Here is a 26,973-nt window from a genome sequence, read left to right on the forward strand (position 1 = left end):
GGTTTAAATTCTGTCATTTCAGGGAAGAAGGGATGCAAATCGCCATGGATAACAGTGGTTACAAACTAACTCAATTTAAAGTGAACTATACAATTTTGTTGCGAGTAACAATCACCCCATCTGTATCAGCGTAAAGATAATCACCGTGATTAATCTCTATACCGCCAAATGAAAAACTAACCTCTCTTTCACCTGAGGTTACCGGAATATATTTGCGAGGGCAGGTACCAAGTGCGTATAAAGCAACAGGAATGTCGGTTATTTGGAATGTATCTCTGATATAGCCATTTATTAAAATACCGGCATAATTATTTTGATGAGCAAATTTCATCAGGTTTTCACCTACAACCGCATAGTAATCTTGGTCTACGTCAACGACAACAATTTTTCCGGTGCCATCTTCATCTCTGAGTAATTTAATTAAGTCTGAATTGTTTTTATCCAATTTAATGGTAACTATTTGCCCTTGGCATTTACTTGCGCCGCCATAATTATTATAGCCTGCGCCTAATACAGATACCTTATCGCTAAATTCATCACAGATATCGGCGGTAAAAAATGTCATAGATTATTCCTGTTATTTTATATAAGACAGTATTCTATCATCAAACAAGCCTTTATAGATAAACTTTGTTATCATATATATTCTAAAAAAGTGAATAAGTATATACAACTTAAATTGGGCATAAAAATTTATGAAAGTAGTAACAGGCGTAGTTGGTAACGACATTCATGTGGTCGCTAATCGATTAATTGAACTTTCCCTAAATGCGCGTGGATATGAAGTGTTTAACTTAGGAGTAAACACGTATTTAGAAGAGTTTTTTGATGCGGTGGTCGAAACTGGCGCTGAAATTCTAATGATTTCATCTTTAAACGGTGAAGCTGAAGGCTGGAGCAGAGAAGTTAAGCTACTAAAAGCCAAATATAAACAACTGGATGATCTGATCATGATGATTGGTGGCAATCTAGTTGTAGGCACAGGTAACGCCGAAGATATAGTGCCAAGATACAAAAATTACGGTTTTGATATCGTTTGTCATCAGGTAGATTTAAATACCGGTTTAGACATGCTAGAAGACCTTATAAAAGACAGAGAGCTAGAAGTGAGTAATAAATAATGAGTTTGCTGCAAGAAGAAAGAGAAATAATTCTTAGCAATGAGTATGTTGATACATTTGACTTTGCCGAAGTGGCTGAGTTTGTTAAAAATGCAAGCAAAGATCTGTTTATATCGCATCACTTTAAAAACAAAAGTAAAATGCTTGTACAGCCCAGGGGCGGATTTCCTACCTACAAGAAACAATTTGCACTTTATGAATTTTTTGTCGATGCCAATGTTGATGTGCTGCCTTTAACGATTGACTCAAATACAAGACTCAATGACTATGCCACTTCAAAGAAAATGCTTCGTCTGAGTGAAGAAAATGATGTTGATATGCTTAATGGTTATCCTTTGGTAAATCATGGCTATCGAACAACACGAAAAATGATCACTAATTTTAATAAACCGGTAAGTTTACGCCACGGTACACCTGATGCAAGACTCTTAATTGAAACAGCGATCGCTTCAGGAATTTTTGAAATTGAAGGCGGCCCGATCACTTACCTTTTGCCTTATTCAAAAAACTTTCCTTTAGATAAAGCATTTTTGTATTGGAAATATGTTGAGCGAGTGTGCGCTAATTACTCAAAATTAAATGAACCAATCAATAGAGAGTCTTTTGGGCCACTTACCGCAACGTTAGTACCGCCAGCTATTACTATTGTCATACAGTTACTGGAAATGTTGCTTTCATTAGAAGAAGGAGTGAAGTCATTCTCTGTATCATTTGCTCAACAAGGCTCGATGAACCAAGATATTGTCACCGGTGCAGTGCTGAAAAAATTAGCAAAATACTACGCCGCGCAAATAAACTGTAGCGACGCCGCTATTCATTTGGTTTATCACCAATGGATGGGGGCATTTCCAATGAATAAGGACTATGCCGAACAACTAATTAATATGTCTACGGTAATCGCATCAATGGTGGGGGCTGATAAAATTATCACTAAAACCAGAGAAGAAGCCTCGGGTATTCCTACCAAAGAAGCTAATGCCAAAACTGTATCTAATACTCAATACACATTAGGCATTCTAAGCGGCTTGCCTAATGTTGTTGATGAAGAAGAAGAGGAAATGTTAACGCTGCAGGTTAAAGCTATTATGGAAGCTGTGTTTAATGATCCGGCTGATACCTTATGGCGTAAAGTGTTTAACTCGATTAAAAACGGTATTATCGATGTGCCTTTTTCTCCGCATATTATTAATCACAATAATATGATCACCATCAGAGATGCGAAGAAAAACATCAGAATTATAAAAAGAGGCAATGTGCCCATTCCAGACAGATGTTACGCTTATGATAAAGCGCAATGTGATTTGACCAAAGATACCACCAGTATCGTCAATGATATTATTCACGATATAGGAATTATGCAATGATCTGTGAAATAAACAATGCCGAAAACAAAGACAGCAAAGAAAACAATGATAAATTGTTGATTGATGTTGGTAGTACGTACTTTAAGATCAGTACTCCGGGCAATATAGAACAACATTTTAGAGATTTTAACAAAGATATCTTAGATGATTTAATGCATAAATGCGGTAAGACCATCGGTGGTTTTGCTAAAGATGATGTCCATATTTATTCTTCTGCGAATGGCGGGTTGACTACGCTAATTATCGGTATCACCAATACCTTTTCATTAAAGTATGCTACCAATATCGCTTTTAACTCGGGCATAAATATTATTGATACTGTGCTCTATCAAAATATCGAAGACTATTCATTGCCAAGTGATCTTATCGATGTCGTTATTATTGTTGGCGGCATCAATTCAAATGGCAATATTTTTTCTGACAGCCTATACAACTATTTAGCTCAGTTACGCTATTCCAATATTGTTTTTGTTGGTAATGAGCTTGATGCTCCGCTAATAAAAGAGCGCATTGAAAATGTTGAAATATTACCAAATATAATTGATGACAGGCTGCATATTGTTGAAGAGCACTTACGAGAATATTTAACCAACCTTTATCAAAAAGATATTGAAGGCAAAGAAGATATTAAGCATTTGTACGATATTACTTCAAATCAAATATTTCCAACCCCTTATATAGTGAACAAAACGTTACCGTTAATTGATGCAAAATTTTCGGTGGTAAACCCATTTATATTGCTTGATATTGGTGGGGCAACAACTGACATTCACTTTTCAAAAGATTTAGTTGACGAAAATATAGTGACAGAAAATGAATATGACCGACTGGTATTTAAAAAGCTCGGCGTTTATAAGTCTAAACAGTCATTAATTTTTGCCGCGCAAAATAATGAATTCGTCTATGAGTTGTTGATGCACTTGAAAGTAACAGAAAATATTTTTGCAGAGCAAACTGAAAAATCTACTAAAATATTGATGCAACTGGCTATTTTTTTGGTTTTATGTAAAATTTCTCATTATAAAAAAGCCTATATCAATTTAAAGCTACTTTCGATTAACTCTATTGTTTTAACCGGTGGTATTACCAAGGTATTAACGGGCGAAGAAATCGAAGATATTATTTCGTTTTTCTATAAAAAAATCCTTAACTCAGAGCACAACCCGGTGACTGTCCTTGATAGTAATTATGATATTTGGACGCTTGCAGAAAAAGGAAAAGAATTATGTCAATAAACTGTATAAGAACACTTCTTGAAAGTGCAGTGCAGGCGAATAGCGACAAGACTGCCATTGTAAATAACGAAACAAGTATCACCTACACTGAGTTGTTTGCCAAAGTAAACCAAGTAGCTTTTTATTTAAAAGAGTTAGACTTGCCCAAAGATTCCCGAATTGGTATTTATTCCAACAAAGGCATAGAGCAAGTTATTGCTGTGTTAGCTATTTTGTCTACCGACTACATATTAGTGCCACTCACTACGTTATTAAAGCCTGAGCAAGTTGAGTACATTATTAACGATTGTGATATCAAGTGTATTATCACTGATAAGCTAAAGCTTGAGAGTATTGAAGAAATTAACTTTGATGGCCAAATTATTTCTTATGAAACGGCGAGCAAAGGTATAGCGTCATTTGAAGAGATTTTTAAATACTACAATAAACCTTATGAGTGCGACATCAGCGGTCACAGTAATGCAGTAATTACCTATTCGTTTGGCGTGTCAGGCACACCAAAAGGCATTGTTATTTCGCATCGAAATCTTATTGATTCGGCTCGTGTCGTGTCTCAGTATTTAAAACTAGCGCACGATGACGTAATTTCAGGCTTACTTATTTTTAATCTTGATTATGGCTTGAATCAAATATTTTGTACGTTATACAAAAAAGCTACATTGGCCTTACATAGGTTCATTTTGCCAGAAGATTTTTTCAACCACATTATTAACGATAAAGTGACTGTATTACCATTAATGCCGGTCAATATTTCTCAGATGTTTGATGATGGTACTCATAGAATTCCCAGTAGCGAGCTTTTTTCTGCGGTTAAAACCATTACCTCTTCAGGCGGTAATGTAACGGCTAAAATGGTCAAAGACTGTAAAAAAACCTTCCAACAGGCTGACTTTTACTCAATGCACGGATTAACTGAAGCATTTCGCTCAACCTATCTTGCCCCATCACAAGTACAAATTAGGCCAGATTCTATTGGTAAAGCCATACCCGATGTTGAGCTGTATGTCATTAACGAAAACGGTAAGGAATGTGAGGTTCGAGAAGTCGGTGAATTGATCCACCGAGGTGGCTATATTTATCGGGGGTTCTGGAATGCGCCAGAGCAAAATGAGCAACGATTTAAGTCAGTACAAATCTTAAAAGATGTGATTAATCTTGAAGGTCAGCTAACCGACGAGATTGTTGTGGCTACAGGCGATTATGTTTATAAAGATGAAGAAGGGTACTTTTACTTTGTTTCAAGACAGGATGACATGATCAAAACCAGAGGCTTTAGGGTTTCACCTTTTGAAATTGAATCTGTGGTCGCTAAAAATATTCCACAAATAGATAAATGTGCTGTTTTTGGTATAGACAACGAACTTATCGAAGAAGAAATTGTAATGGTTTACTCTGCCGGTAATGAGATCACTGAAAAAGAGATTTTGTTCGAGCTTAAAAAACACTTAGCCTCTTACATGATCCCAAGTCGAGTTGTTTATAAAAAGTCACTGCCTTTAGTACAAAGTGATAAAAATCAAGTGAATAAAGATTTACTAAAACGAGAATTGTCTGGAGGGTAGTTTTAACTCTCATAATCACCCCAACAAAAAGTTGGGGTTTATTTTTTAGAATGAATATGCAAAACACTAGCTTGCAGCAATTGTATTAAAAATAATATTATCGTTCTGATTTTCTATTTGTTTTGATTTAACCTAGAATATAAGCACCTTTCATTAATCGATGATTCTGTGTGTCTGATATTCAACAACAATTACTAACCTCTGCTGACTTTCTGGCGATTACTCGCCAATTTCCCGATGCTTTACCTGAAACCTTTACCGTACATTTAACTCACCCAACTTCCGGTTTACAAACCTTGATGAGTGTTTTAGATACCGGTGTGATAAGTTTTGAACCGGTCGATCAATTTACCGATAGTGACATTGTATTATCCAGTGCTGTGCATGGTAATGAAACGGCGCCAATTGAAATTTGCCAACAATTAATCGCGCAAATAATTAAAGGCGAATTAGCCTTAAAGCAACGAGTTTTATTTTTATTTGGTAATCCCGCCTCTATTAATATTGGCGAGCGCTTTGTTGAAGAAAATTTAAACCGACTTTTTTCAGGCGCACATAGTGATGGTGAAGGCTTATGCAATAAAGAACGTCATCGAGCACTAGCCCTTGAAAACTATGTTCGCGACTTTTTTGATCAGGGCGCGACAATAGCAGGGGAAAGAACTCGTTTTCATTATGATTTGCATACTGCCATACGTGGCTCAAAAAATGACAAGTTTGCTGTCTATCCGTTCTTACATGGTAAACCTAGAAATAAGCAACAGCTGCAATTTTTGTTAAGTTGTGGCATTAACACCATTCTACTTTCTCATAGCCCAACAACAACGTTTAGTTACTTCTCTGCAAATGAATTTAATGCTCATGCTTTTACTGTTGAATTAGGCAAGGTGATGCCGTTTGGTGAAAATAACATGGCTAATTTCAGTAACTGTAAAAATGCATTAACTTTATTATTAACTGCACAAGACTTAGGCCTGGCAGAATTTGATGAAAGTGATTTTAATATTTATGAAATATTTAAAACAATAAATCGAGAAACTGAAGACTTTTATTTAACCTTTGCAGAGGACGCAGAGAACTTTACCGACTATCCTTTAGATCATGTATTAGCCGTAGATGGTGCTATTGAACACAAAGTAACAGTACCGGGTGAAGCGATTATATTTCCTAATGCGCACGTTGCCATTGGGCAACGTGCGTTACTTACGGTGATACCGTGCAATATTGATTAGAGTGGCGGATTGGCTAATTTGATATTAAAAAGTGTAAACCTAAATTGCCACTAAAATTAACTTTTTACTGGTTAATTAATCGAAAAAATTGCATGTAAATGTTCCAAAATGTAAAGTTCTCGCGATATATACCCAATGTCTAAAGGGCGGGTATAAGTACTTTTATAAAATAATTTTTTCATATTTTAGAGCCAAATATAACAAACGTAAAAATTAGCGTTGGCTCTAAATTTCTTTAGGTTATTACAACAAAGCATGTAAATGCTACTAATCGAGAAGCTTATGGACACTGTAAAATATCAAGAAGGTCGCGTGGTTCACCAGGTTGAAGCCATTGACGGTCATTCCGTAGAAATTCCAATCCTAAAAATATTAAAACAAGACGGTAGTGTGTATGAAAATGCAGACATGCCGGCAATTGAGCAAGAACTTGCCACAAAAATTTATAAAACATTAGCATTTCATCGGGTATTAGACGAACGAATGACTGCATCACAGCGTCAAGGTCGCTTAAGCTTTTATATGTCAGCATTAGGCGAAGAAGCTGCCAGTGTTGGCAGTGCTGCTGGGCTAGATGATAACGATATGATCATGGCCCAATACCGTGAACAAGGTGCATTAATATTCAGGGGCTTTAGTCTTGAAAATTTCATGAATCAAATGTTCTCCAATGAAAAAGATCTAGGTAAAGGTCGCCAAATGCCAATTCATTATGGTTCGCAAGAGTTGAACTATATGACTGTTTCTTCACCGCTGGGAACACAAATTCCACAGGCTGCAGGTTATGCTTATGGACAAAAGCTTAAAGGCAACAAGCAGTGTACGATTTGCTATTTTGGTGAAGGTGCAGCCTCTGAAGGTGATTTTCATGCCGGTTTGAATATGGCTGCGGTACAAAGATCGCCGGTTATATTCTTTTGTCGCAATAATGGTTACGCAATTTCTACACCTTCATCTGAGCAGTTTGCTGGTAACGGTATCGCCTCTCGTGGTGTTGGTTACGGCATTCGTACAATCAGAGTAGACGGTAACGATTTGTTAGCGGTATTGAAAGCTACGCAAGATGCTCGTCATTACGCAATTGAAAATAACAAACCAGTGATCATTGAAGCCATGTCGTATCGTTTAGGTGCGCATTCTACCTCGGATGATCCTAGTGGTTACAGAACCCGTGAAGAAGAAGCTAAATATGCTGATCACGATCCGATTTTACGAATGAAAAATTGGATGCTTGCCAATAAATGGTGGGATGAGACACAAGAAGAAGAATTATTTGAAACGTACAGAAAAGACGTTTTAGCTGCGGTTAAAGTTGCCGAGGTTATTGAAAAGCCGGCGATTGAAGAGTTAATTACTGATGTTTACGATAAAGCACCAGAGCACTTAGAACAACAATTAGCTGATTTAAAAGAACACATTAAAAAGTATCCGGATGCTTACCCAGTTACTGCAGGGAGATTATAATTATGGCACAAATGAATTTATTACAAGCTATTAATAATGCTTTAGAAATCGCCATGACTGAAAATGAGTCTGCAGTGTGTTTTGGTGAAGACGTAGGCCATTTTGGTGGTGTATTTCGTGCGACCAGTAACTTACAAGAAAAATTTGGTAAAGACCGTTGTTTTAACACGCCTTTAACTGAACAGGGCATTATGGGCTTTGCCAATGGTTTAGCAGCGCAGGGCAGTGTTCCTATTGCTGAAATTCAGTTTGCTGATTATATTTTTCCAGCGTTCGATCAAATTGTGAATGAGTCTGCTAAATTCAGATACCGCTCTGGTAATGAATTTAATGTTGGAAACCTAACAATCCGTACACCTTACGGTGGCGGTATTGCTGGCGGTCTATATCACTCGCAATCACCTGAAGCTTACTTTGCCCACACACCGGGTTTAAAAATTGTGGTTCCTCGCAACCCTTATCAAGCTAAAGGTTTATTACTTGCTGCGATTCGTGACAAAAACCCGATCATATTTTTTGAACCTAAAAAGCTTTACCGGGCGTCAGTAGGCGAAGTGCCTGAAGAAGATTATCAGTTACCACTGGGTAAAGCCGAAGTTGTAAAAAATGGCACTGATATCACGTTATTAGGCTGGGGTGCGCAGATGGAAACCATCGAAAAATCAGCTGAAATGGCTGAAAAGCAAGGCGTGTCTTGTGAAATTATTGATTTACGTTCTATATTGCCTTGGGATGTAGACACGGTTGCTGCATCGGTGCAAAAGACCGGCAGATTACTGATCAACCATGAAGCCCCTTTAACTGGTGGTTTTGCTGGTGAAATAGCGGCCACCATTCAAGATAAGTGTTTCTTACATTTAGAGTCACCGATTTCACGAGTATGTGGTTTAGACACACCGTTCCCGCTAGCGCATGAAAAAGAATACATGCCAGATGAATTGAAAACCTTTGAAGCCATTATGGCCTCGGTAAATTACTAGGATTTATGAAATGAGTATTGATTTTATTTTACCTGACATTGGCGAAGGCATTGTTGAATGTGAACTGGTTGAATGGCTAGTAAACGAAGGCGATCATATTGAAGAAGATCAGCCTGTAGCAGATGTAATGACAGATAAAGCATTAGTGCAAATACCTGCAATGTACTCTGGTGTTGTTGATAAATTGTATTATGCAAAAGGTGATATAGCGAAAGTACACTCACCTTTATTTGCTATGACGCCTGTTGGCGCTGAAACTGAAGCAGCAGCCCCGGCAGCAGTAGCAGCACCGGTAGAGACTAGCCCAGCGAAAGCGGTTGCTGGCAGCAGTGCTATTGAAGATTTTATATTGCCTGATATCGGTGAAGGTATCGTTGAATGTGAAGTTGTTGATTGGTTAGTCGCTGAAGGCGATATGATTGAAGAAGACCAAGCCGTTGTTGATGTAATGACAGACAAAGCACTTGTGCAAATACCATCTAAATACGCTGGTAAAGTAGTTAAGTTGCATTATGCCAAAGGTGAAATAGCCAAAGTTCACCAACCTCTATTCGCTATTGAAGTGGAAGGTTTACAAGCCCAAGGCTCAGCACCTGTTGCTTCTGCAGAAACAACAGCTCAAACAGCTCCAACAGCAAGTGTGCAAGCCACGCCACCTGCCGTTGCAAAAACAGCTGTTGGGGTTAAATCTACAACAGGCAAAGCTATAGCAAGTCCTGCTGTGCGCCGTGTAGCCAGAGAATTAAGTGTAAACATTCATGACGTACCAGGGACTGGACCTAAAGGACGTGTGTATAAAGAAGACGTGGTTAACTTTACCCAAGCCCCACAAGCTTCATCTGTACAAGCTTCTGCTAGTGTAAATACAGAAGTTGCTGGCGGAACCAGAGTTGAACCTATTAGGGGCATTAAGGCCGCTATGGCTAAAGCTATGGTTGCTTCTGTATCAACAATTCCTCACTTTACTTATTGTGAAGAAATTGACATGACTAAGCTGATTGCCTTGCGCTCTGAGTTAAAAGAAGTGTATGCCAAGCAAGACATTAAATTAACCATGATGCCATTTTTCATGAAGTCTATGTCGTTAGCAATTAAACAATTTCCATTGATGAACACTAAAGTGAATGAAGATTGTTCTGAGCTTACTTATTTTGATGATCACAATATTGGTATGGCGGTAGATTCAAAAGTTGGTTTACTAGTACCTAATGTGAAGAATGTACAAAGCTTATCAATTGTTGATGTGGCCAAAGAAATTACCCGCTTAACCAATGATGCTCGCGATGGCAGAGTTGCCAGCAATGACCTAAAAGGTGGCACTATCAGTATTTCTAATATTGGTGCACTAGGTGGTACGGTCGCAACACCTATCATCAATAAGCCAGAAGTTGCCATTGTTGCTTTAGGTAAACTACAAACCTTACCGCGCTTTAATGATAAAGGTGAAGTTGAAGTTCGTTCAATCATGCAAGTTAGTTGGTCTGGCGATCATCGCGTAATTGATGGCGGCACCATTGCTCGTTTTAGTAACTTATGGAAGTCTTTCTTAGAAGATCCTGCCACTATGTTAATGCATATGTCTTAAGTCATACCAAATGGTATAAAGCTATTTGCTAATGAAAAGCCTGTTATGTGTGAGCATGACAGGTTTTTTTGCATTTAAAAGATGAATACTGATTTCTGAATAAAACTATAGGAAAAATCAGAAAATAGACGTTTGAATTTTTAAATTCCGGCTTTTAAATAATTTGATTCGCTTCTATAAAGGAAGGCAAGGTGACAGGCTTGATTCGGCAGGTCAGTGCCACTTATAGTCACTCACAAAATCAGAAAAAAACGCGGTAACATAACTGGAAATAGAAAAAATACAACGTCATCCCGTCGTGCTTTTGGACGGGATCTTCTGCAGTTTCAAGGTGACTCGAACGGCAATACAGTGCCAGAAACAGAAGTAGAGAAAATACGCCGTCATCCTCGAGGAGCTCAAGCGACATCGGGGACCTCATTAACTGTACTGAGGGTATAAAAAAGTGAATGCTGACCGGCTGAAAAGTGCCATAACCCGACCCTCATGCATTTCAAAATGAGAGAAAAAATCTACCTTAAAGAAGAGTTTAAAGGATGTTCATTATGAACAAGCTCAGTCACTTTGTCGCAGTTATCTTGTATTTCTGGATTACCAGTTTTCCAAAAGGAATTGGATTGCATTTCTAGGAAGTGAGCGTATTCAGGCTCTTCTGATTTGATTTTCTTAATCAGCCATTTATTCTCTTCTAGCCAATAGTGAACATCTTCAGAGGAAGTGCAAACATGCTTGGAAGTTTCAATAATCGATAGTAACCATGCAGCACCGCTACCTATCTGAGCACACTTGTTTGATGTGGAGTCACATAATTCTGTAGCCAGTAAAGTATTGGAGCTAAATAGTAAAATAGAAGAAAGTAAAATTTTAATATTCATATAATTAGGGTACAAACTCTAGTGACAGGTTATCGCTCTAAGCGGTCGGTGGCGACCACTAAAAACTTGTGTTTAAACAATAACATCATGTATTGTACATTAATGCAAATTATTAAAGCTGCTCAAGGCGGCTTTGCTCGCGAATCGGTTTTTAAATATTATAGTTAATTTAAATGTGCCATCAAATATAAGCTTCTTATCTCGGATGAAAAATGATTCGAACCTTAGCCTTTAGTAATTACCGTTCAGTACAGGATTTGGTAATGCCTTTAGATAACCTTAATTTGGTGACAGGCCCTAATGGCAGTGGTAAATCAAATATATATAAGGCGCTACGCTTGTTAGCTCAAACCGCGAAAGGCGGTGGTATAAGCGCACTGGCAAAAGAAGGCGGCCTTGATTCTACATATTGGGCAGGACCAGAAAAAATATCTAAAGCTATGCGCGAGGGAGTAGTAAAAGTAGAAGGAAATCACCACAAAAAACCAAAGCGGTTAAAGTTAGGGTTTGCTAGTGACGACTTTAGCTATTCAGTTTCTCTTGGTGTCACACCTCCTGTACCATACCCCAGTGCTTTTAATTTAGATCCTGAAATAAAGCGCGAATCAATTTGGCAAGGGTTAATTTATAGATCTGCTAGTGCTTTAGTGGAGCGAAAAGAGGCTATGGTAAAAGTGCGCAATGGTCGGCAGTGGCAAGTCACTTCTCAGCACTTACCATTATATGACAGTATATTCACTCAAATAGCAGACCCAGTTCAGTCACCTGAAGTCATCTTATTACGGGAGTTCATAAAGAATTGGAGATTTTATGATCACTTCAGAACGGACTCTGATGCACCTGCTCGTATACCGCAATTAGGTACTCGTACGATGGTGCTTAGTCATGATGGCTCTGATTTGGCGGCAGCTATACAGACAATCATCGAAGTCGGTGATGAAGAAGCATTGAATGAATCTATTGAAGAAGCATTCCCTGGTTCTACTTTAAAGATTCAAGTCAGTGAAGATGGTCACTTTAGTTTACTATTTTATCAACATGGATTATTAAGACCTTTAACAGGTAAAGAGTTATCTGATGGAACCTTGCGTTTTCTACTTTGGATAGCTGCTTTGTTAACTCCTAGACCGCCATCTTTAATGGTTATCAACGAACCTGAAACCAGTTTACATCCGGAATTACTCCCTGCGTTGGCAAACCTTATTATAAAAGCATCTAAAACAACTCAAGTGTGGGTTGTTTCTCATGCTCAACCTTTAATTAATGCTTTAAAGAATGAAACTCAATGTAATTCTATTCACTTAAAAAAACAGTTTGGTCAGACCGAGATTATTGGACAAGATTTATTAACAAAGCCTACTTGGTATTGGCCAAGTTAGTAATGTAATTAACAAAAATCAAGCTGCTTTTATTTGTTTATGTTTTCCTCAATCACAGTTCATGGCACACTTGAGTCCCTTAGAAATATAACGTAATGTAATCAAAAGCTCAGGGGCGGCTTTGAGCGATAAGCAGACCGTTACCATCCACATTGGGTACTAAGATAGCTTCATGGGTAGAAGAATCAAATCGACAAAAATTAAAAAGAGAGGCAAGCATTTTTCTTGGCATTTCTGGTTTCTTCATATTCTTACAATCCTAGCACTACTCATGGGTTATTCGACAGGTGTGGCTAATGACCAACCAGTAACAACAATGCTAGCATTTGGAGCGTTGGTATACATTAGTCCTTTGTTTTTGCATCTAGTTAGAAACATGATGCCAAGAGCATTAATGTTGAAGTTTTATTCAAAGTGTATTTGAGTTACCAAACGCTATAAGATAGGTTGGATAGAGCGAACAGCGGTCGTTTACTTGTTCAAAAAATCTTATCAACACGGATGTTTAATGAAATCTAATAAGCTAAAAATTTCTCAATGCCATGCCCCTTGTACTCGATGTAAGGTTAGAAATGATTTTCTAATGTTTGAGAGTGGTGCAGGAGGAAATTTTGAGACTTTTGTTGGTGATAAAACGGGTAACGTTTATAGAGTAGACATGAACAAGATGCACTACCTTGGGATGGAATTAGGCGAATTACTAAAGCCAGCGATAGTCATTGAGGATGGTGTAGCCAACATTCGAAATATCCCTAATGAAGTGAAGTGCAAAGTTTGTGATTCTATTGCTAAAATGGATACTATTACATGTGAAGGATATGTCGAGGTAGAGGCGGTTGAGCTTTAATTTATTACAACCACAAGAAGTATCGTTAACTGGTAGTTGGTTAGTATCAGATGGAAAGGTCAAAGGTGATGATGTCTGTAGTCGTATCAATTGGTTGGTAGAAAATCATTTGCAGAAAATTGGACCAGATAAATCAGGTTGGGACATTTTGTTTTTGGACCCTATTGATAATCGTTATTGGGTTCTATTTTATCCTCAAAGCCATCTACATGGTGGTGGACCTAAATCACTTGAAGTGGCGACTCCTGATTTAATTAATCAAGTTTTACAGAAGTAGCAACCGTTCACTCAAGGTTGACGTAAGTAATTGAAAAGCTTAATGTCGGGTAAGAGCGAATAGCAGACCGTCAGGATTATAGAGTAAGGATACAATGAATAATAATCAATCTGAAAGTACCTCACCTGATAGTACCTCTAAATCAATAATAAAAGAGCCAGATATCTCTGAACACCATGTAAGAGAGTGTGTTGTAAAAGGTTCAGGAATGAACAGATGTCTATAATTCGAGAAACATTTACATTACTATGCATAGTAATGACTATCATATTAGCAACTGCCTATATTTTCTATGAGGAAGAATTATTTCATTACTATTTGGTTCTGAAAAACGGTAATAGTGTTTATCAAAACGATTCAGTTAAATTAAACTCTAAATTTGTAAGTATTGTCGTACAAAAGGAAGACTTTTACATACTAAAATTAAAAGAGAAGAGTTTAAGTGAAATTACAATAACTTTAGGTCAAATGAGTAAAAGCTTGAAAGCTAACCTTTTTGAGTTTGAGAAGTACAAAATCTTGCTAGATACTAAATCTTGTTTTGCGATTTCATTAGAACCGAAGTTTTTAGGGGATTTCTCTTTGTTGATACAAAGTAAATATACTAACTACACATTTATGATCAATGATATGGTCGATAAGAATATTATGAAAACTCTTTGTGATGAAGTTTGGGTATGAAAACATCATCCAGTGAAATTAAAATTAGTTGATACCCATGGGAGTGCAGTGCAGCCAAGGTCAATGGAAAGCGATCGTTAAAGAGCGACAATACAGGTGAAGAACATGGGTTGTACCTTTTAAAGTTGGGCAAGAAATTTCGCTGAAGACCTTTCCATGTATTGTAAATGAACAATAGAGACTGTATGTGTTCTTTTTAGGTAGCCCTAGACAACCGTAACTGTAACAATGACTGGTCGTATTTTTTGGGCAAGATCAGTTCACACTGACCCGACGGATCGAGCCTGACATCCAGCCTACCTTCTTAGAAACCAATCGAATAACTGAAAAGCTGGAATTTAAAAATTTATAACGTCTGCTTTCAGGGCGTCTATATAGCTCTCTTCATAAATCAGTATTCAGCTTTTGTGCGGTGTCTGAATCTCAATAGCCCAAACCAAACCTTCCGCTTTGTGGCATTAGCTGAACTGAGTTGATGATTGCTCTACTTCCGCTTATGGCACATCAGAGACGGTCGTGATGCAAAAAATCTCAGCTCCAATCCAGATAAAAACGGTTATTAATTTCCCGCTAACTTTACCAGAATATTGATTCAACTGTTATTTCCACAGATGAATTGACCCTCTAATATTTTGATTTAAAGGTGGTTTGAGTTTAGCAAAAAAATAATTGTTACTTATGATGTTACTAATCAAATTTATCATCGGACTTTTCTAAATTACAATCCATAAAATTGTTAGCTGTATTTGGGACGGTTATGCCACTTTGCAGACTTAAGCAGAAATATTACAAAGGTCAGGTACAAGATCCGAAAAGGACGCTGGGTCATTACAGTTTTGGTTTCTACGCTAAAGGTCAGTTATTGGTCCATCGCAAGATCTAACTGACCACTCAATGACGGAACGCGCCGAAGCGGATTGTTTTGCCTGCGGGGAAGGTTTGCCGCACGCATCGAAGGTGGATGAAGGGGTTATTAATAGTTACCAACTAGGTATGCTTCTTCGAAGTAGTAGCGGCAGTGAGTTTCTATTAAATAAGATCACATGATAACGGCACCTGACAATAGTGAAGTGCCTATCATGTGATTAAACCATCAAAATATAATTATATAAATATTAATTAGTATAATACTTTCTTGATACATCTAAGATCACTCCAAAATCCTCAAGTTCTGCAAAGAAAGTGTTATGTATAGACTTATTTTCAACATCTACAGGCTCCGCATACTTAAGATAATAAATATTGCCAGGAATAAGCTTAACTTGATCATTTGTAACTATTAAACTTCGCTTCTTCAAGTACGAACCAGTATTAGTATTAATTGAATGGTTTACAGCACTAAGTTCAAAATATGGTGCTACATTATTATTTTTATCTTCAGCTTTAAGAATCAATGTGTACTCTCTACCTACAGGTACAATTTGGAATAAATAATTTGCTATATCCGCATCAACGTGCTTCGGTGTGAGCTTCAGTTGTTCTTGTGCTCTATGGTCTATAAAAGGAATATTTATTTCATTAGGGCCGCGGTCAGTTACCTCTACTCTTGGCTCCCCCTCAAATAAGACTATTTTTGTAGTTGCCATGTGCTCTATTCCCACAGAATCTTCAAACAATAAAGAGAGGCTGGCATAATAATGCTCATTGGAAGCGGGCTCACTTATCACCGTATCTTTAGAAAGGTTTGCTGTAAAAATTGAAGGACTTTTCTCCTTAATAACTTCGTTCAAAGATGAAGAAAGGAGCCATTGTTGCTTAATATCGTTATTTTCAATTTCCTCACTAACATCTACAGTAAAGTCTGTACCTAATGGCACATAAAGCTGCTTAGGAAGGATTACATTTGGAATAAATTCAGCTATATTTATTCTTAAATGATCATAGCTAGCTACCTTTCCGTTATCATATAAAGATAACTGGATAACATATTCACCTTCCATATCAGTAACAAAGTGTACTTGACCATTCTCTGATGATTCTATTTTAGAGTTCGCCCCCTCTATTGAACTAACAATAGACCAAGCTTTTATTGTATTTTCACTTTCAAAATGTGAATGTTCATCTTTTAACAAAACTGAGCTATTTAGGCTTCCCTTAAGATCTCCTCCAGCGTCGGCTATAGACGGAAGGCTATCTATATTTTCATAAACAAACACCTTCTTCCCTCTGTTAACATGAAAGCTAGAACCGTTATATGTGTATGTTCCAGGTTTATCGAATAAATATTGCTGGTTTAATCTGTCTTTTCCTACTATATCAGTACGAAAAGAATATTGGTTTATGTCGTCAAAATTTTGTACCTGATTTACCACTGTATATGTGTCCTTCAGAACTGAGTTGTTCTCTCTTTCATATTCGTCGAGATAAACGTATGATGCAAAAGAATCAACCTCTTGAGATTCTGTGGTAATTTTAGTTTCTACTGTATACCAACCTTCTTCATCTGCTTTAAATGCAAATTTATGATTTTTTTTTCTATCCCGTGTAATTTCAGCTTTAGCTCCAGAGGGGCCTTTTTTAAGGGTTAATTCATAAGTCAGCTTTTCGCCAATTGGTGAAAAAGAATTTGATAAATCAATAATTAACTCTTTATCTATCTGACCTATATAAAATTCATCATTTGTTAATGCTGAACTAATCGGGCGTGATAAATCTGGCTCTTCAAGTATATTAAACTTATCCGAGTATTCTCCAACTAATTCTCCATTCCAGTGACCAGATACTTCAAAATCATACTCTCCCGCTACATCAGGAAAGAAATAAAGCATTTCGTCATTAGATGTATAATCTTGATATGAACTTCCTTCAGGAGCTTTGGTTATTTTCCAACTATAACTAACTGATATTCCACCAAAAATATATTGTTTAATTTGGTAGCTAAAAGGTCTATTAACAACACCTTCATTTATATGAAGTTCAGGTCTTATATCTATTTCAATATTTCTATCACTCCAATCATTCACTTGAATGTTACTTGTAGTTTTGTGAATAGAGTTATCGCATTGTAACTCAAGTTCGAACGTATAAATCCCTGAACTATCTAATTTAGGTCCCAGAACATACTCCTCGTCAGTATCCAATAAATATTCATCTTTGAAGTAAATACTCTCTTCAGGCGCATCTATGAGTCTATAACTAAAAGCGATTGTGGTAGCATCAAAGCAATTATGGTTACTCGCATCTAGAAAATATTCAGCTTTGGGGTGGATATAATCTTGTTCTATCAACAAGTAGGAAAGTAAAGGAGGGTTGACAAAGATAGTGATTTTTACAGGTTCACTATCCTGTTCCCCGTCATTTACAGTAAGCGAAAAATTATACTCACCAGATACATCAGGAGTAAATTCAAAACTCTCTTCACTTGATTGAACACTACCCGTATCTGAATTTCCAGGGGCAGTTTGTAACGTCCAAATATAAATAAGTGAACTTCCTTCTTCATCAGAACTATTTTTTGCACTTAATGTAATAGTTTCACCAAGAGTTATTACTTGATCAGTTCCGGCATTAGCAATTGGAGCCACATTAGTTGGGGGTGGTGGTGTAGGTTGCTGATCATTGAGGTTCTCTATTGGAGGGGTATCTCCTCCCCCTGAACCACCACAAGCAGATAGCGCCAGCGACATACCGACAATTAATAAAATTTTTTTCATGATTAGTCCGTATTAATAATACCCAGCCTTATAATTATGGCTAGGCTATTCCATGTTAATTAGCTGAAGTAGTTTCGTTCGAAGTAGTATTACTTGCTACCACTGGGGCACCAAGATAACCCTCGGCATTAAATACCATTCCTGAATCTAGCCAAGGAGTAGTGTTTAATTTAGGGTAACCTTCATTAAATTTAACTTGAGCACCTGTTCTAGATTTTATTTCACGAACAATATCTAAAACCGTTTTTTCGGCCCACTCTTCAGGTGTTCCCATAATTGCATATGTGGTATTACGGATTGCGCTATATAGTCCACCTTCTTCTTTCGTATAGTTAGCATAAACATCTAAATGGTAGCCACCTTGGTATTCCCACATGCATAAGTTAAAACTCATGTTAAAAGCATTGTCTGCTTTTTTCGTTGCTTTTGCTGTCCAAATAGCGCCGTCACAGTCAACAGTTTTAAGTTGTGGTCCCATTTGGGATGCAGCAAATGCAGCAAAACCTGTGAGCTGACCTTGCATTTGTTTCATAGGGTTAACTGATTTATATCGGCCTGGCATTACAGGCTTTTCAGTATAGTTAGGAATAGGGTTTTGCTCATCGGCATTATTAACATTTCCACCAAGTCCATCCGAAGCAGCTTCAGTGACAGCGTAACGATCTGCATTCGTTTGAATATTAAATATCCGATAGAGCTCTACAGACTTTTTCTTTTCAGCTAATGTATTATTAACAGTTGAACAGCCTGAACCTAGTAATGAAACAGCAAGACTTGCGGTAATTAAATTAAGTTTATTCATAATCATCTCCTTGTTATTAAGATATTCTTTTACATTCCAGTAAAAAAATATTACGCAACTGCAAGCAATTTGTAACATTGTTAATTTATCTATTGAGTATAAAATAGAGTGTTAAATTATTGATTAATAATCTATTGTTCATTAATTAACTTATTCTTGGGTACTAATCGAACAACTAAGTTTTATAATAAATAATGCATCGATTCGTCTACCGATTTTAAATCGAGGTAAGCTGATAACCAAGGTGTATTGGTACAGTGACCCTTGTAGAAAAATACAGATTCAAATTAGATTTGAATAAGCCTAGATTTATTGGTGAAATAATTACAACGAACTTATCATTACCATATATATTTCGAATAATAATTCAGGAAAAGGCAAAATAGATCCTGTAGAGGTCGGTATATTGGGTGGTAAGCGCGAAATTCTCCCCAAAACTCCGATTTTTATTGGGTACAATTATCTTGTTAATTTAATATGAGGTAATTATGGCTCTTTTTGAGTTTATTTGAAGGCCTGTCAGACCTGGCAATAGACGCGATAAATAACTTCTCCCGTTGAAGCTAAATCTGTAACCACCTAGCGTCCGCTTTCGGTTCATATACCTGTCTTTAACAAGATTTCTGCTTTAGTCGGCTCAGCGAACCAAAGAGACAGTTTCATCAAAAATAAAATACTAAGATCCAAATTCGATGCCAAATGGACACCTGCTGCCACATTCGCGATATTTCGCTTATTTGTTTTTTTGTCCTCATGTAGACCGAAGACCTGATCTTCAGATACATAGGAAAATTATTAAGTGAGGATCTGGGTTCGCGCTTAAAGGAGACGTTCAGTTACGTCCACATCGAGGTGCACCTACCTAGAGCGGGCCAGACTTTACCTTCCGCATTGTTAGGCATCACGCGACCTCGCCTCTATCGAAACAAGTCAACTTCTAGGGAGTTAAATTGAATTTCAATGTTACTCTCACCTTCAACCAGGGGAATCTTGGTGCACAGAACCTCGACGATACCCGGATTTTGTTCGTGTCGCACCTTTGTTTTGGGGTGAGGGTAGTATATCAACCCAGGGTATCTCTGCTCTCGATAAGTGAGCCAACAGTCTGAAAAGGAAAAAGTTTCCGGCGGATGATTGTCAGTCCAATTAACATCGGGCAATGTTTTTGTGACAGGAGAGCCTGTGGCGGCATCCCGTACTAGGTCTATGCGCAATGGCGATATGTCAATATTGAGGGTAGCGGGATGATATGGGGATATGTCCACACCTTGCTCCCTAAAGTATTCGGTTTGTAGTTTGATGGTGCCAGCAGAGTAGTGTTCACTTTTTGATCCCGCAACTCCATGCCCCTTGGAAATCCTACCTGAAGCTTCGATCCACATGGGCTGTGCATTTTTCCACAACGTGTTGAATAAGTTATCGAAAAATTCGCTCTCAGTACCGGCTGAGCTGTTACAAGGAAAACCAATATGTAGATTTGAATGGCCAAACAGCCAAGGTTCAGGAGCAGCTTCCCCCCTTTGCTGATAAGTATACCAACTCAACCCTAGCACTTTACCATCTACGGCCACTCCTCGGACAGATGCCTGTTCTTTGTAAAATCGAATCTGTACGTCTTCAGGGTTTGGGTAGTCCCGCCAGCGCGGTTCAAGCAACCTCATTTTCTTTTTCTGGACATCAAGCTCCTCGGTGGCAGGGTGCTTAAGTAAAAGATCAACTTTCGCACCTCGCTTGAGGAGCAGTCTCATAAATGCATCAGATTTGTCACCGGAGTACTGGATAAACCTTGCTTTGTCCAAGGTCCTAGGAAGACAAGCCTCAAGAAGCTGTTCCAAGGCTTGGTCGTCTTCAAATGACAAGATTCCTGAGTCATTGGGCCTCACCCAAATCCAAAGCATGAAAAATGCGAGCACTGGCCCGGCCAATATTAAGCCAGAGACCAAACTTGGTAGGTTAGATGTGAAATCCAAAATGAGCACGTCTAGCGTGGTAAATATATTGGATAAGGCAGCTGTAGCTGTTATCAAAAGTGTCGCTATGGATAGGTACACCCAAACAACACCAAAACGCCTGGCTTTCACCAGTTCACTAAATTTATCAAGTTTTTCCAGTAGCTCTACTCCCATAACACCCTCCAGTTTATAGTTTCACTACAGCAACAAAACAAGTATATAACCAGAAAGTTGTTTTAGTAGGTTTTCCTGATAAATCGGTAAGATAGGATTTATACGAGAAATTATTATGTCCGGTATTAGCCACTCTTGCCATTGAACCATCAATTTTCTGTGTGCAGCTAACTGATCCCAAACTAGGCATTATCAAGGGGGAATTTTGCAAGGTGACTTTGACTATATTGTAGCAAAAGTGCTCATTAAAGCTTCGATACCAATAGGTCAGCTAAGCGAGCTTTGATGACGTAAAATTAAGACTAAAATAGTGCAAATCAAACATAAAAAAAGCCTATTTAGTTACTTGGATTTTTATTTTAGTAACACTCACGGTAACAACTTTTAGTACCTATCAATTAAAAGGTGACGTAATCAACCTGTTATGTGTTCAATTCAACTGCGGATACCACTGTTGAATCAATATTCTGGTAAAGTAAGCGGGAATTCAGTAACCTTTTTTACCACGCGTTGAAATGATTTTGCGGCAATGCGACTGTCGCAAAAGTGCCATTCGCAGACAGTGAGTTACGCTAAAACCTCGAGGGCTAAGTTATTCTCTCAACTTGTTTATTTTACTTTCTGCTATAAATTCACATTCAGAAAAATCTATAGCTAATAAGTTTGGAATAGTTGTGTATTCAGTAACACAATAATCTGTATTATATTCAGTTCGATATGCTATTGGTTCGGCTCCAATATACCAATTACCCTCGTACTTACTTAAACTAAGTTCATAAGTTTCAAATCTTATGTATCCATTTAAAGTGTGAGTATAGTGACCTAAAGCAGCTTCATTCGAGCCAAAATTCATCACAGATTCACCGTTTGAAATGAAAATATATTCAAAACTAAATTGTTTACTCTCACTTGGGGGGGCAGTAATTTTAAAGGCGGCATACTTTATTTGACCATCTCTATAGTCCTTAGTTTTTAGCAAAACATATTGCTCTGCCTTAATCTTGCTAATAAGGGGGGAATTATCTACACAACCAATACTTAGACATATAAGTCCAAGCATGAATAAAGTCTTCATATTTCGTTCTTTAAATTTGAATTTCATCTAAGCATCAACGACTGTTTATCGCTCGCAGCAGCCTGTGAGCTTTTGATTACATTACTTTAAATCGCTGAACGCTACAAGAGTTAAGGGTTGTTAGACATCAGCCAACAACCCTTAACAAAACGGAAGCTAGGGTTTCAAAGTTTCTAATGAATTTTTTAGTCTGTTTTGATCTACAGCGAACATTATTAAGCAAATTCCCTAGTGTGAAAGGCCTACAGGAACAGGTGAAAGTGACGTCCCTTAGCTCAACTGAAAACGGAATTGAAATGGAAAACTGATCGTCTATTAACTCATATCAACCATTGTTCAGAAGTGTTCTAAAGCAGTACAGCATTGTCCGTTATTCGTCTAGAGCGATGTTTCTGTGTCTCGAATGCGCATTCTAGTCACTAGTTTTCCGAATGAAATCGCATTGTTCTATTGTTGAGCTACAAACATGGAATATTTTCTTACATACCTTTTTTGCATTCTTAATAGGGAAAATTTAGTCTATTAATTAAAAAAGGGCTACTATGAAAATTATTAATTACTTAGTTTATATACTTTTGTTTGGGTGCTTCTTTTGCATACCCTCCATGGCAAGCGATAAGAGCATGTCGGGAACAATTGTCGTCGTAAACAAAAACGATAATACGGTTAATTTCATTGATCTTAAGAGTCGTAAAATTAAATTCACGCGTACAACTGGCAAGGGCCCTCACGAATTGGCGATGAGTGCGGATGGGCGCTTGGCTGTAGTCACTGATTATATTGGTGGTAATAGTTTAACTGTTTTTGATGTTCAACAAGCAAGAAAAGTAAAAACCATTGATTTATCTAATTACCCTAGGCCTCATGGGGTGTTGTTTTTAAAAGATCAGCGAAGAGTCGCTGTTTCTTCTGAAGGCTCGGATAGTGTGGTAATAGTCGATGTTACATCAGGCCAAATTGAAAAAGTGATCGGTACTAAACAGAAAGGCTCTCATATGGTGGCATTGCCTGAGTCTAGCGAGCGTGTATATACCACTAATATGGACTCTAATACGGTATCTGAATTAGACGTTCAATCTGGAACTTTACTACGAAAAATTTCTACGCCCGATGTACCGGAAGCGATCACGATCAACAAAGATGGATCAGAGCTTTGGGTGGGGAGCAATGAGGATGGTTTAGTAAGTGTATTTAATTTAATTAATGGCGGACTAATTAAGCAATGGAGAGGGTTTAGTTTTCCTTATAGGGTGTTACTAACACGCGATGAGCAGTTTGCCGTGATCCCTGATTATAAGAATAATACGCTCGATATTATTGATGTAAAGAATAAAAAGAAATTGCATCAAATAGATTTTTCTTGGAGAACGATACCTAATGGTGTGGTTTATCATCCAGATGATCGTACTTTGTTTATGTCTGCCTACGGTAAAGATAAGATTATTGTCATTGATATACCATCAGGTGAAACGTTATTTGAACTACCTACAGGTGATGGACCGGATGGAATAGGATATTCATCATTGGTTTTACAATAGCCTACTAGCTAAGTTTAGGGGGAAGAGGCTATCGTGAAAGCATATTTGGGTTGCTACTTGTATTGAAAATATAGCGACGACTCATTTTGCTTAAGCGTAGACTATATTATGATATAGCCTCTTTTACTGCCAACTTTCGCAATGAGCACATAGTGATTTTTTAAATCGGATACTACAAACGACTACTTTGGTGGCATAGTTGTCTGTAAGGATAAAGGCTTACCTACGTATTCTGCACTCCAAACAACCAACAATACTCTTAATGTTAATTCGGAAAATTTGCTGTTAGTGAAGTAAGCTATAACGGCAGCTATTCAGTAAAATGAAAGAATAATTAGATAAGGCTTGAACGGCTGTTGACCGCTCAAAGCCGCCATAGAGAAGCTTTAAATATACAATACATGATGTTATTGTAAAATAACAAGTTTTTAGTGAACTTCACCGACTAATTAGAACGAACTGAATTTGCCCCAAAAAGTGGAAATATGAATGAATCCCATAGCTCATAGATTTTCTACTTATTACAACTGTTATATCTTATGGAGGAGAATAAAATGAACGAGCATGAATATGCAGGCTTTTGGATTAGAACTGGTGCAGCAATTATCGATTCAATTTTAATGTTATTAATAATTGCCCCAATCCTAACTGCCATATACGGAACTGGTTATTGGACAAGTGAATCATCTGTTCAGGGGGGATGGGATGTCTTGTTTAATTATATACTTCCAGCAATTGCCGTTATTGTTTTCTGGCTTTATAAATCTGCAACTCCAGGGAAAATGGCTACTAAACTAACCATTGTCGATGCAAAGACTGGCGGAAAGCCTTCTACTGGACAATTTATCATACGCTACCTTGGGTATTATGTTTCAATGATACCTTTGTTTCTTGGGATTATCTGGGTAGGCATAGATAAACGCAAACAGGGATGGCATGACAAACTTGCGGGCACGGTTGTAATAATGAGTAATTTACCTTAGTCCGTTAAATTTGAGAATCAGCTATAGCAAGATGTTAACTGGCCTACTGCTTGTGGCTCCCTTGAGACCGTGAGCAATATAACGTAAGTAATCAAAAGTCCACGGGCAGTAAAGAGTGAACAGCAGGCCTTGTGTTTCTGTGAATTACTTCCCACATCTAACAAATTTTTGAGTGTTCTATAAATGAAATGTTCTGTATACATTGCAACAAGTGCCGATGGATATATCGCCACATCAGATGGTGGAGTGGATTGGCTTCATACCGCAGGTAACCTGGAGGCTGATATGGGTTCTGAAGATATGGGGTTTAAATCTTTCATCGATTCAGTTGATTGTATGATTATGGGTCGCAAGTGCATGGAAATGATTTCTAGTTTTGATTTAACACCTGAACAGTGGCCATACGGTGACATGCGTATTGTTGTATTAAGCAATACAATCAAAGAGCCGCCAGAAAACCTAAAAGATAAAGTTGAAATGTATTCTGGTGATATTTGCGAACTGATGAAGAGCTTAGAAAATCAGGGGTATCAGCATGCATACGTAGATGGTGGTGCTACGATAACATCATTTATTAACCTCAAATTGATAAATGAAATGATTATAACAAAAGCACCTATATTGTTAGGGGCGGGAATACCTCTTTTCGGTGAACTTAATCAAACGGTTAAACTCACAAACTCAAAGGCAGTAGCATTCCCTAATGACTTCACTCAAATCACACACTCTGTAGATTATTCATAGCTGTCGGTTTATGGCACTCTTTTGTCGATCAGAGGTTAAATGACGTTACGTTAGGGTTTGATCGATTTTACTAACTTAATACGCTAAAATAGTGGGCTATTATCTTAACTTTGAGCCCTTTATATTAATGACTATTGTCGCAACGCCAGCCAGTTTTACAGAACTTGGACTTATTCCACCCTTGTTAGCCCGATTAACCGAGCTGGAATATCAGCAGCCAACGCCTATTCAAGCGCAAGCTATTCCAAGTGTATTAGCTGGACGTGACTTAATTGCCGGGGCAAATACCGGTTCGGGTAAAACAGCCACCTTTGCACTGCCTATTTTGCAGCACTTACACGCTGAAAAATCATTGAGTAGCAAAAACAGTAAAGGTAATTATGTTACTGGACTGATTTTGGTGCCTACTCGTGAACTAGCCAAGCAAGTTGCTGACAGTATTAAATCTTATGCGGTGCATTTTAATGGTGCAATTAAAACAGTTGCTGTTTTTGGTGGTGTATCGGCGAATACTCAAATGCTCGCATTACGCGGTGGCACTGATATTTTGGTTGCAACCCCTGGTCGATTACTCGATTTAATTTCAAGTAATGCCATTAAGCTCGACAGGGTTAAAACATTAGTGCTTGATGAAGCCGATCGGATGTTAAGTTTAGGCTTTACTGACGAGCTCTCTGCGCTGTTAACATTATTGCCGTCGAGCAAACAAATTTTATTATTTTCAGCAACCTTTCCTGAGCAAGTACAGGCGTTAACCCAAGAATTACTCAACGATCCGGTTGAAATACAATTGCAAAGTAGCGACGCCAGCACCTTAGTACAGCGCGTTTTTACCGTTAATAAAGGGGAAAAAACAGCTTTGTTAGCGTACTTGATCCAACAACATCAATGGCGACAAGTACTTATTTTTGTTAATGCAAAAAACAGCTGTAATCATTTAGCTGAAAAACTCTCTAAACGTGGGATTGCTGCAGAAGTGTTTCATGGCGATAAAGGTCAAGGGGCTCGTAGTCGCGTGCTTGCAGGGTTTAAATCAGGTGAGATTGAAGTGTTAATTGCCACCGACATTGCAGCCCGTGGTTTAGATATTGAAAAACTGCCCGTGGTGATCAATTTTGACTTACCAAGAAGCCCATCAGACTACATGCACCGTATTGGTCGAAGTGGCCGTGCGGGTGAAGTGGGCTTAGCATTATCGCTTATCGATTATGAAGACTACCATCATTTTAAAGTGATCGAAAAAAAGAACAAGATCAGGTTAGAACGTGAAGAAATTGCAGGTTTTGAAGTCGATGAAGATATCAGTGATGCATTCTTAGCCGCGACTAAACCTGTGGCAAAGCCTGAAGGCAGTGGTAAGAAAAAACGTAAAAATAAAACTCCAGTGAATGCAGATATTTGGTCGGGATTTTCTGAGCCTGAATAAAGCCAAGCCTATATGCATCTAAAG

Annotated in this window: 23 protein-coding genes; 16 read left to right on the forward strand and 7 right to left on the reverse strand. The window is 37.8% G+C overall.

What is annotated here, in order from left to right:
- Positions 1 to 85: 85 nt before the first annotated feature.
- Positions 86 to 565, reverse strand: a complete 480-nt coding sequence (gene rraA, locus RI844_RS02975) for a ribonuclease E activity regulator RraA (protein WP_348396988.1) — start codon at positions 563 to 565, stop codon at positions 86 to 88.
- 130 nt (positions 566 to 695) lie between these two features.
- Here rraA and glmS point away from each other — a divergent pair, with 130 nt between their 5' ends.
- The 8 genes from glmS to RI844_RS03015 all read left to right on the forward strand — a co-directional run bounded on the left by glmS (position 696) and on the right by RI844_RS03015 (position 10,543).
- Positions 696 to 1,121: a methylaspartate mutase subunit S gene (gene glmS / locus RI844_RS02980; RefSeq protein ID WP_348396989.1), complete on the forward strand. Its 426-nt coding sequence runs from the start codon at positions 696 to 698 to the stop codon at positions 1,119 to 1,121.
- Positions 1,121 to 2,485, forward strand: a complete 1,365-nt coding sequence (locus RI844_RS02985) for a hypothetical protein (protein ID WP_348396990.1) — start codon at positions 1,121 to 1,123, stop codon at positions 2,483 to 2,485. Before glmS ends, RI844_RS02985 begins: the two co-directional genes overlap by 1 nt.
- Positions 2,482 to 3,720, forward strand: a complete 1,239-nt coding sequence (locus RI844_RS02990; protein WP_348396991.1) for a glutamate mutase L — start codon at positions 2,482 to 2,484, stop codon at positions 3,718 to 3,720. The genes RI844_RS02985 and RI844_RS02990 overlap by 4 nt, the downstream gene beginning before the upstream one ends.
- Positions 3,711 to 5,282 carry an AMP-binding protein gene (locus RI844_RS02995; protein WP_348396992.1) on the forward strand — a complete coding sequence of 524 codons (1,572 nt, stop codon included), beginning with the start codon at positions 3,711 to 3,713 and terminating at the stop codon, positions 5,280 to 5,282. The genes RI844_RS02990 and RI844_RS02995 overlap by 10 nt, the downstream gene beginning before the upstream one ends.
- Before the next feature lie 170 nt (positions 5,283 to 5,452).
- Positions 5,453 to 6,514 carry a succinylglutamate desuccinylase gene (astE, locus tag RI844_RS03000; protein ID WP_348396993.1) on the forward strand — a complete coding sequence of 354 codons (1,062 nt, stop codon included), beginning with the start codon at positions 5,453 to 5,455 and terminating at the stop codon, positions 6,512 to 6,514.
- Positions 6,515 to 6,796: 282 nt separating this feature from the next.
- On the forward strand, positions 6,797 to 7,978 hold the full coding sequence (locus RI844_RS03005) for a thiamine pyrophosphate-dependent dehydrogenase E1 component subunit alpha (RefSeq protein WP_348396994.1): 1,182 nt from the start codon (positions 6,797 to 6,799) through the stop codon (positions 7,976 to 7,978).
- Between the two features lie 2 nt (positions 7,979 to 7,980).
- The gene (locus RI844_RS03010; protein WP_348396995.1) at positions 7,981 to 8,958 is read left to right on the forward strand and encodes an alpha-ketoacid dehydrogenase subunit beta; all 978 of its coding nucleotides are present in this window, start codon (positions 7,981 to 7,983) and stop codon (positions 8,956 to 8,958) included.
- Between the two features lie 10 nt (positions 8,959 to 8,968).
- A complete protein-coding gene (locus RI844_RS03015) occupies positions 8,969 to 10,543 on the forward strand; it encodes a dihydrolipoyllysine-residue acetyltransferase (RefSeq protein ID WP_348396996.1) in 1,575 nt (524 codons plus the stop codon).
- Positions 10,544 to 11,055: 512 nt separating this feature from the next.
- On the opposite strand, the gene RI844_RS03020 is transcribed toward RI844_RS03015, so the two are convergent.
- Positions 11,056 to 11,418 (reverse strand): hypothetical protein, encoded by a 363-nt coding sequence (locus RI844_RS03020; protein WP_348396997.1) that lies wholly within the window; start codon positions 11,416 to 11,418, stop codon positions 11,056 to 11,058.
- A 212-nt stretch (positions 11,419 to 11,630) separates the two neighbouring features.
- Between RI844_RS03020 and RI844_RS03025 the strand changes: the two genes are divergently transcribed.
- The gene (locus RI844_RS03025; RefSeq protein ID WP_348396998.1) at positions 11,631 to 12,797 is read left to right on the forward strand and encodes an AAA family ATPase; all 1,167 of its coding nucleotides are present in this window, start codon (positions 11,631 to 11,633) and stop codon (positions 12,795 to 12,797) included.
- Positions 12,798 to 12,906: 109 nt separating this feature from the next.
- Here the strand turns inward: RI844_RS03025 and RI844_RS03030 are convergent, their stop codons facing one another.
- Positions 12,907 to 13,044 (reverse strand): hypothetical protein, encoded by a 138-nt coding sequence (locus tag RI844_RS03030; protein ID WP_348396999.1) that lies wholly within the window; start codon positions 13,042 to 13,044, stop codon positions 12,907 to 12,909.
- Positions 13,045 to 13,305: 261 nt separating this feature from the next.
- Between RI844_RS03030 and RI844_RS03035 the strand changes: the two genes are divergently transcribed.
- From RI844_RS03035 to RI844_RS03045, 3 genes are all read left to right on the forward strand, one after another.
- A complete protein-coding gene (locus tag RI844_RS03035; RefSeq protein ID WP_348397000.1) occupies positions 13,306 to 13,644 on the forward strand; it encodes a hypothetical protein in 339 nt (112 codons plus the stop codon).
- The gene (locus RI844_RS03040; protein WP_348397001.1) at positions 13,634 to 13,921 is read left to right on the forward strand and encodes an Imm27 family immunity protein; all 288 of its coding nucleotides are present in this window, start codon (positions 13,634 to 13,636) and stop codon (positions 13,919 to 13,921) included. Before RI844_RS03035 ends, RI844_RS03040 begins: the two co-directional genes overlap by 11 nt.
- Before the next feature lie 216 nt (positions 13,922 to 14,137).
- Complete coding sequence (locus tag RI844_RS03045; RefSeq protein WP_348397002.1) at positions 14,138 to 14,602, forward strand: hypothetical protein; 465 nt, start codon at positions 14,138 to 14,140, stop codon at positions 14,600 to 14,602.
- 1,115 nt (positions 14,603 to 15,717) lie between these two features.
- On the opposite strand, the gene RI844_RS03050 is transcribed toward RI844_RS03045, so the two are convergent.
- The 4 genes from RI844_RS03050 to RI844_RS03065 form a co-directional block, all read right to left on the reverse strand.
- Complete coding sequence (locus tag RI844_RS03050; protein ID WP_348397003.1) at positions 15,718 to 18,255, reverse strand: PKD domain-containing protein; 2,538 nt, start codon at positions 18,253 to 18,255, stop codon at positions 15,718 to 15,720.
- Between the two features lie 55 nt (positions 18,256 to 18,310).
- Positions 18,311 to 19,057 carry a hypothetical protein gene (locus tag RI844_RS03055; RefSeq protein WP_348397004.1) on the reverse strand — a complete coding sequence of 249 codons (747 nt, stop codon included), beginning with the start codon at positions 19,055 to 19,057 and terminating at the stop codon, positions 18,311 to 18,313.
- 917 nt (positions 19,058 to 19,974) lie between these two features.
- Positions 19,975 to 21,183 carry a hypothetical protein gene (locus RI844_RS03060; RefSeq protein WP_348397005.1) on the reverse strand — a complete coding sequence of 403 codons (1,209 nt, stop codon included), beginning with the start codon at positions 21,181 to 21,183 and terminating at the stop codon, positions 19,975 to 19,977.
- A 592-nt stretch (positions 21,184 to 21,775) separates the two neighbouring features.
- On the reverse strand, positions 21,776 to 22,258 hold the full coding sequence (locus tag RI844_RS03065; protein WP_348397006.1) for a hypothetical protein: 483 nt from the start codon (positions 22,256 to 22,258) through the stop codon (positions 21,776 to 21,778).
- Positions 22,259 to 22,881: 623 nt separating this feature from the next.
- Between RI844_RS03065 and RI844_RS03070 the strand changes: the two genes are divergently transcribed.
- From RI844_RS03070 to RI844_RS03085, 4 genes are all read left to right on the forward strand, one after another.
- A complete protein-coding gene (locus tag RI844_RS03070) occupies positions 22,882 to 23,796 on the forward strand; it encodes a YncE family protein (RefSeq protein WP_348397007.1) in 915 nt (304 codons plus the stop codon).
- A gap of 554 nt (positions 23,797 to 24,350) precedes the next feature.
- Positions 24,351 to 24,779: an RDD family protein gene (locus RI844_RS03075; protein WP_348397008.1), complete on the forward strand. Its 429-nt coding sequence runs from the start codon at positions 24,351 to 24,353 to the stop codon at positions 24,777 to 24,779.
- A gap of 183 nt (positions 24,780 to 24,962) precedes the next feature.
- Positions 24,963 to 25,523: a dihydrofolate reductase family protein gene (locus RI844_RS03080; protein ID WP_348397009.1), complete on the forward strand. Its 561-nt coding sequence runs from the start codon at positions 24,963 to 24,965 to the stop codon at positions 25,521 to 25,523.
- A 127-nt stretch (positions 25,524 to 25,650) separates the two neighbouring features.
- Entirely contained in the window at positions 25,651 to 26,949 is a 1,299-nt protein-coding gene (locus RI844_RS03085) for a DEAD/DEAH box helicase (RefSeq protein WP_348397010.1), read from the forward strand.
- Positions 26,950 to 26,973 lie beyond the last annotated feature (24 nt).

Origin of the sequence: Thalassotalea fonticola (genome assembly GCF_032911225.1) — a bacterium.
GTDB lineage: Bacteria > Pseudomonadota > Gammaproteobacteria > Enterobacterales > Alteromonadaceae > Thalassotalea_A > Thalassotalea_A fonticola.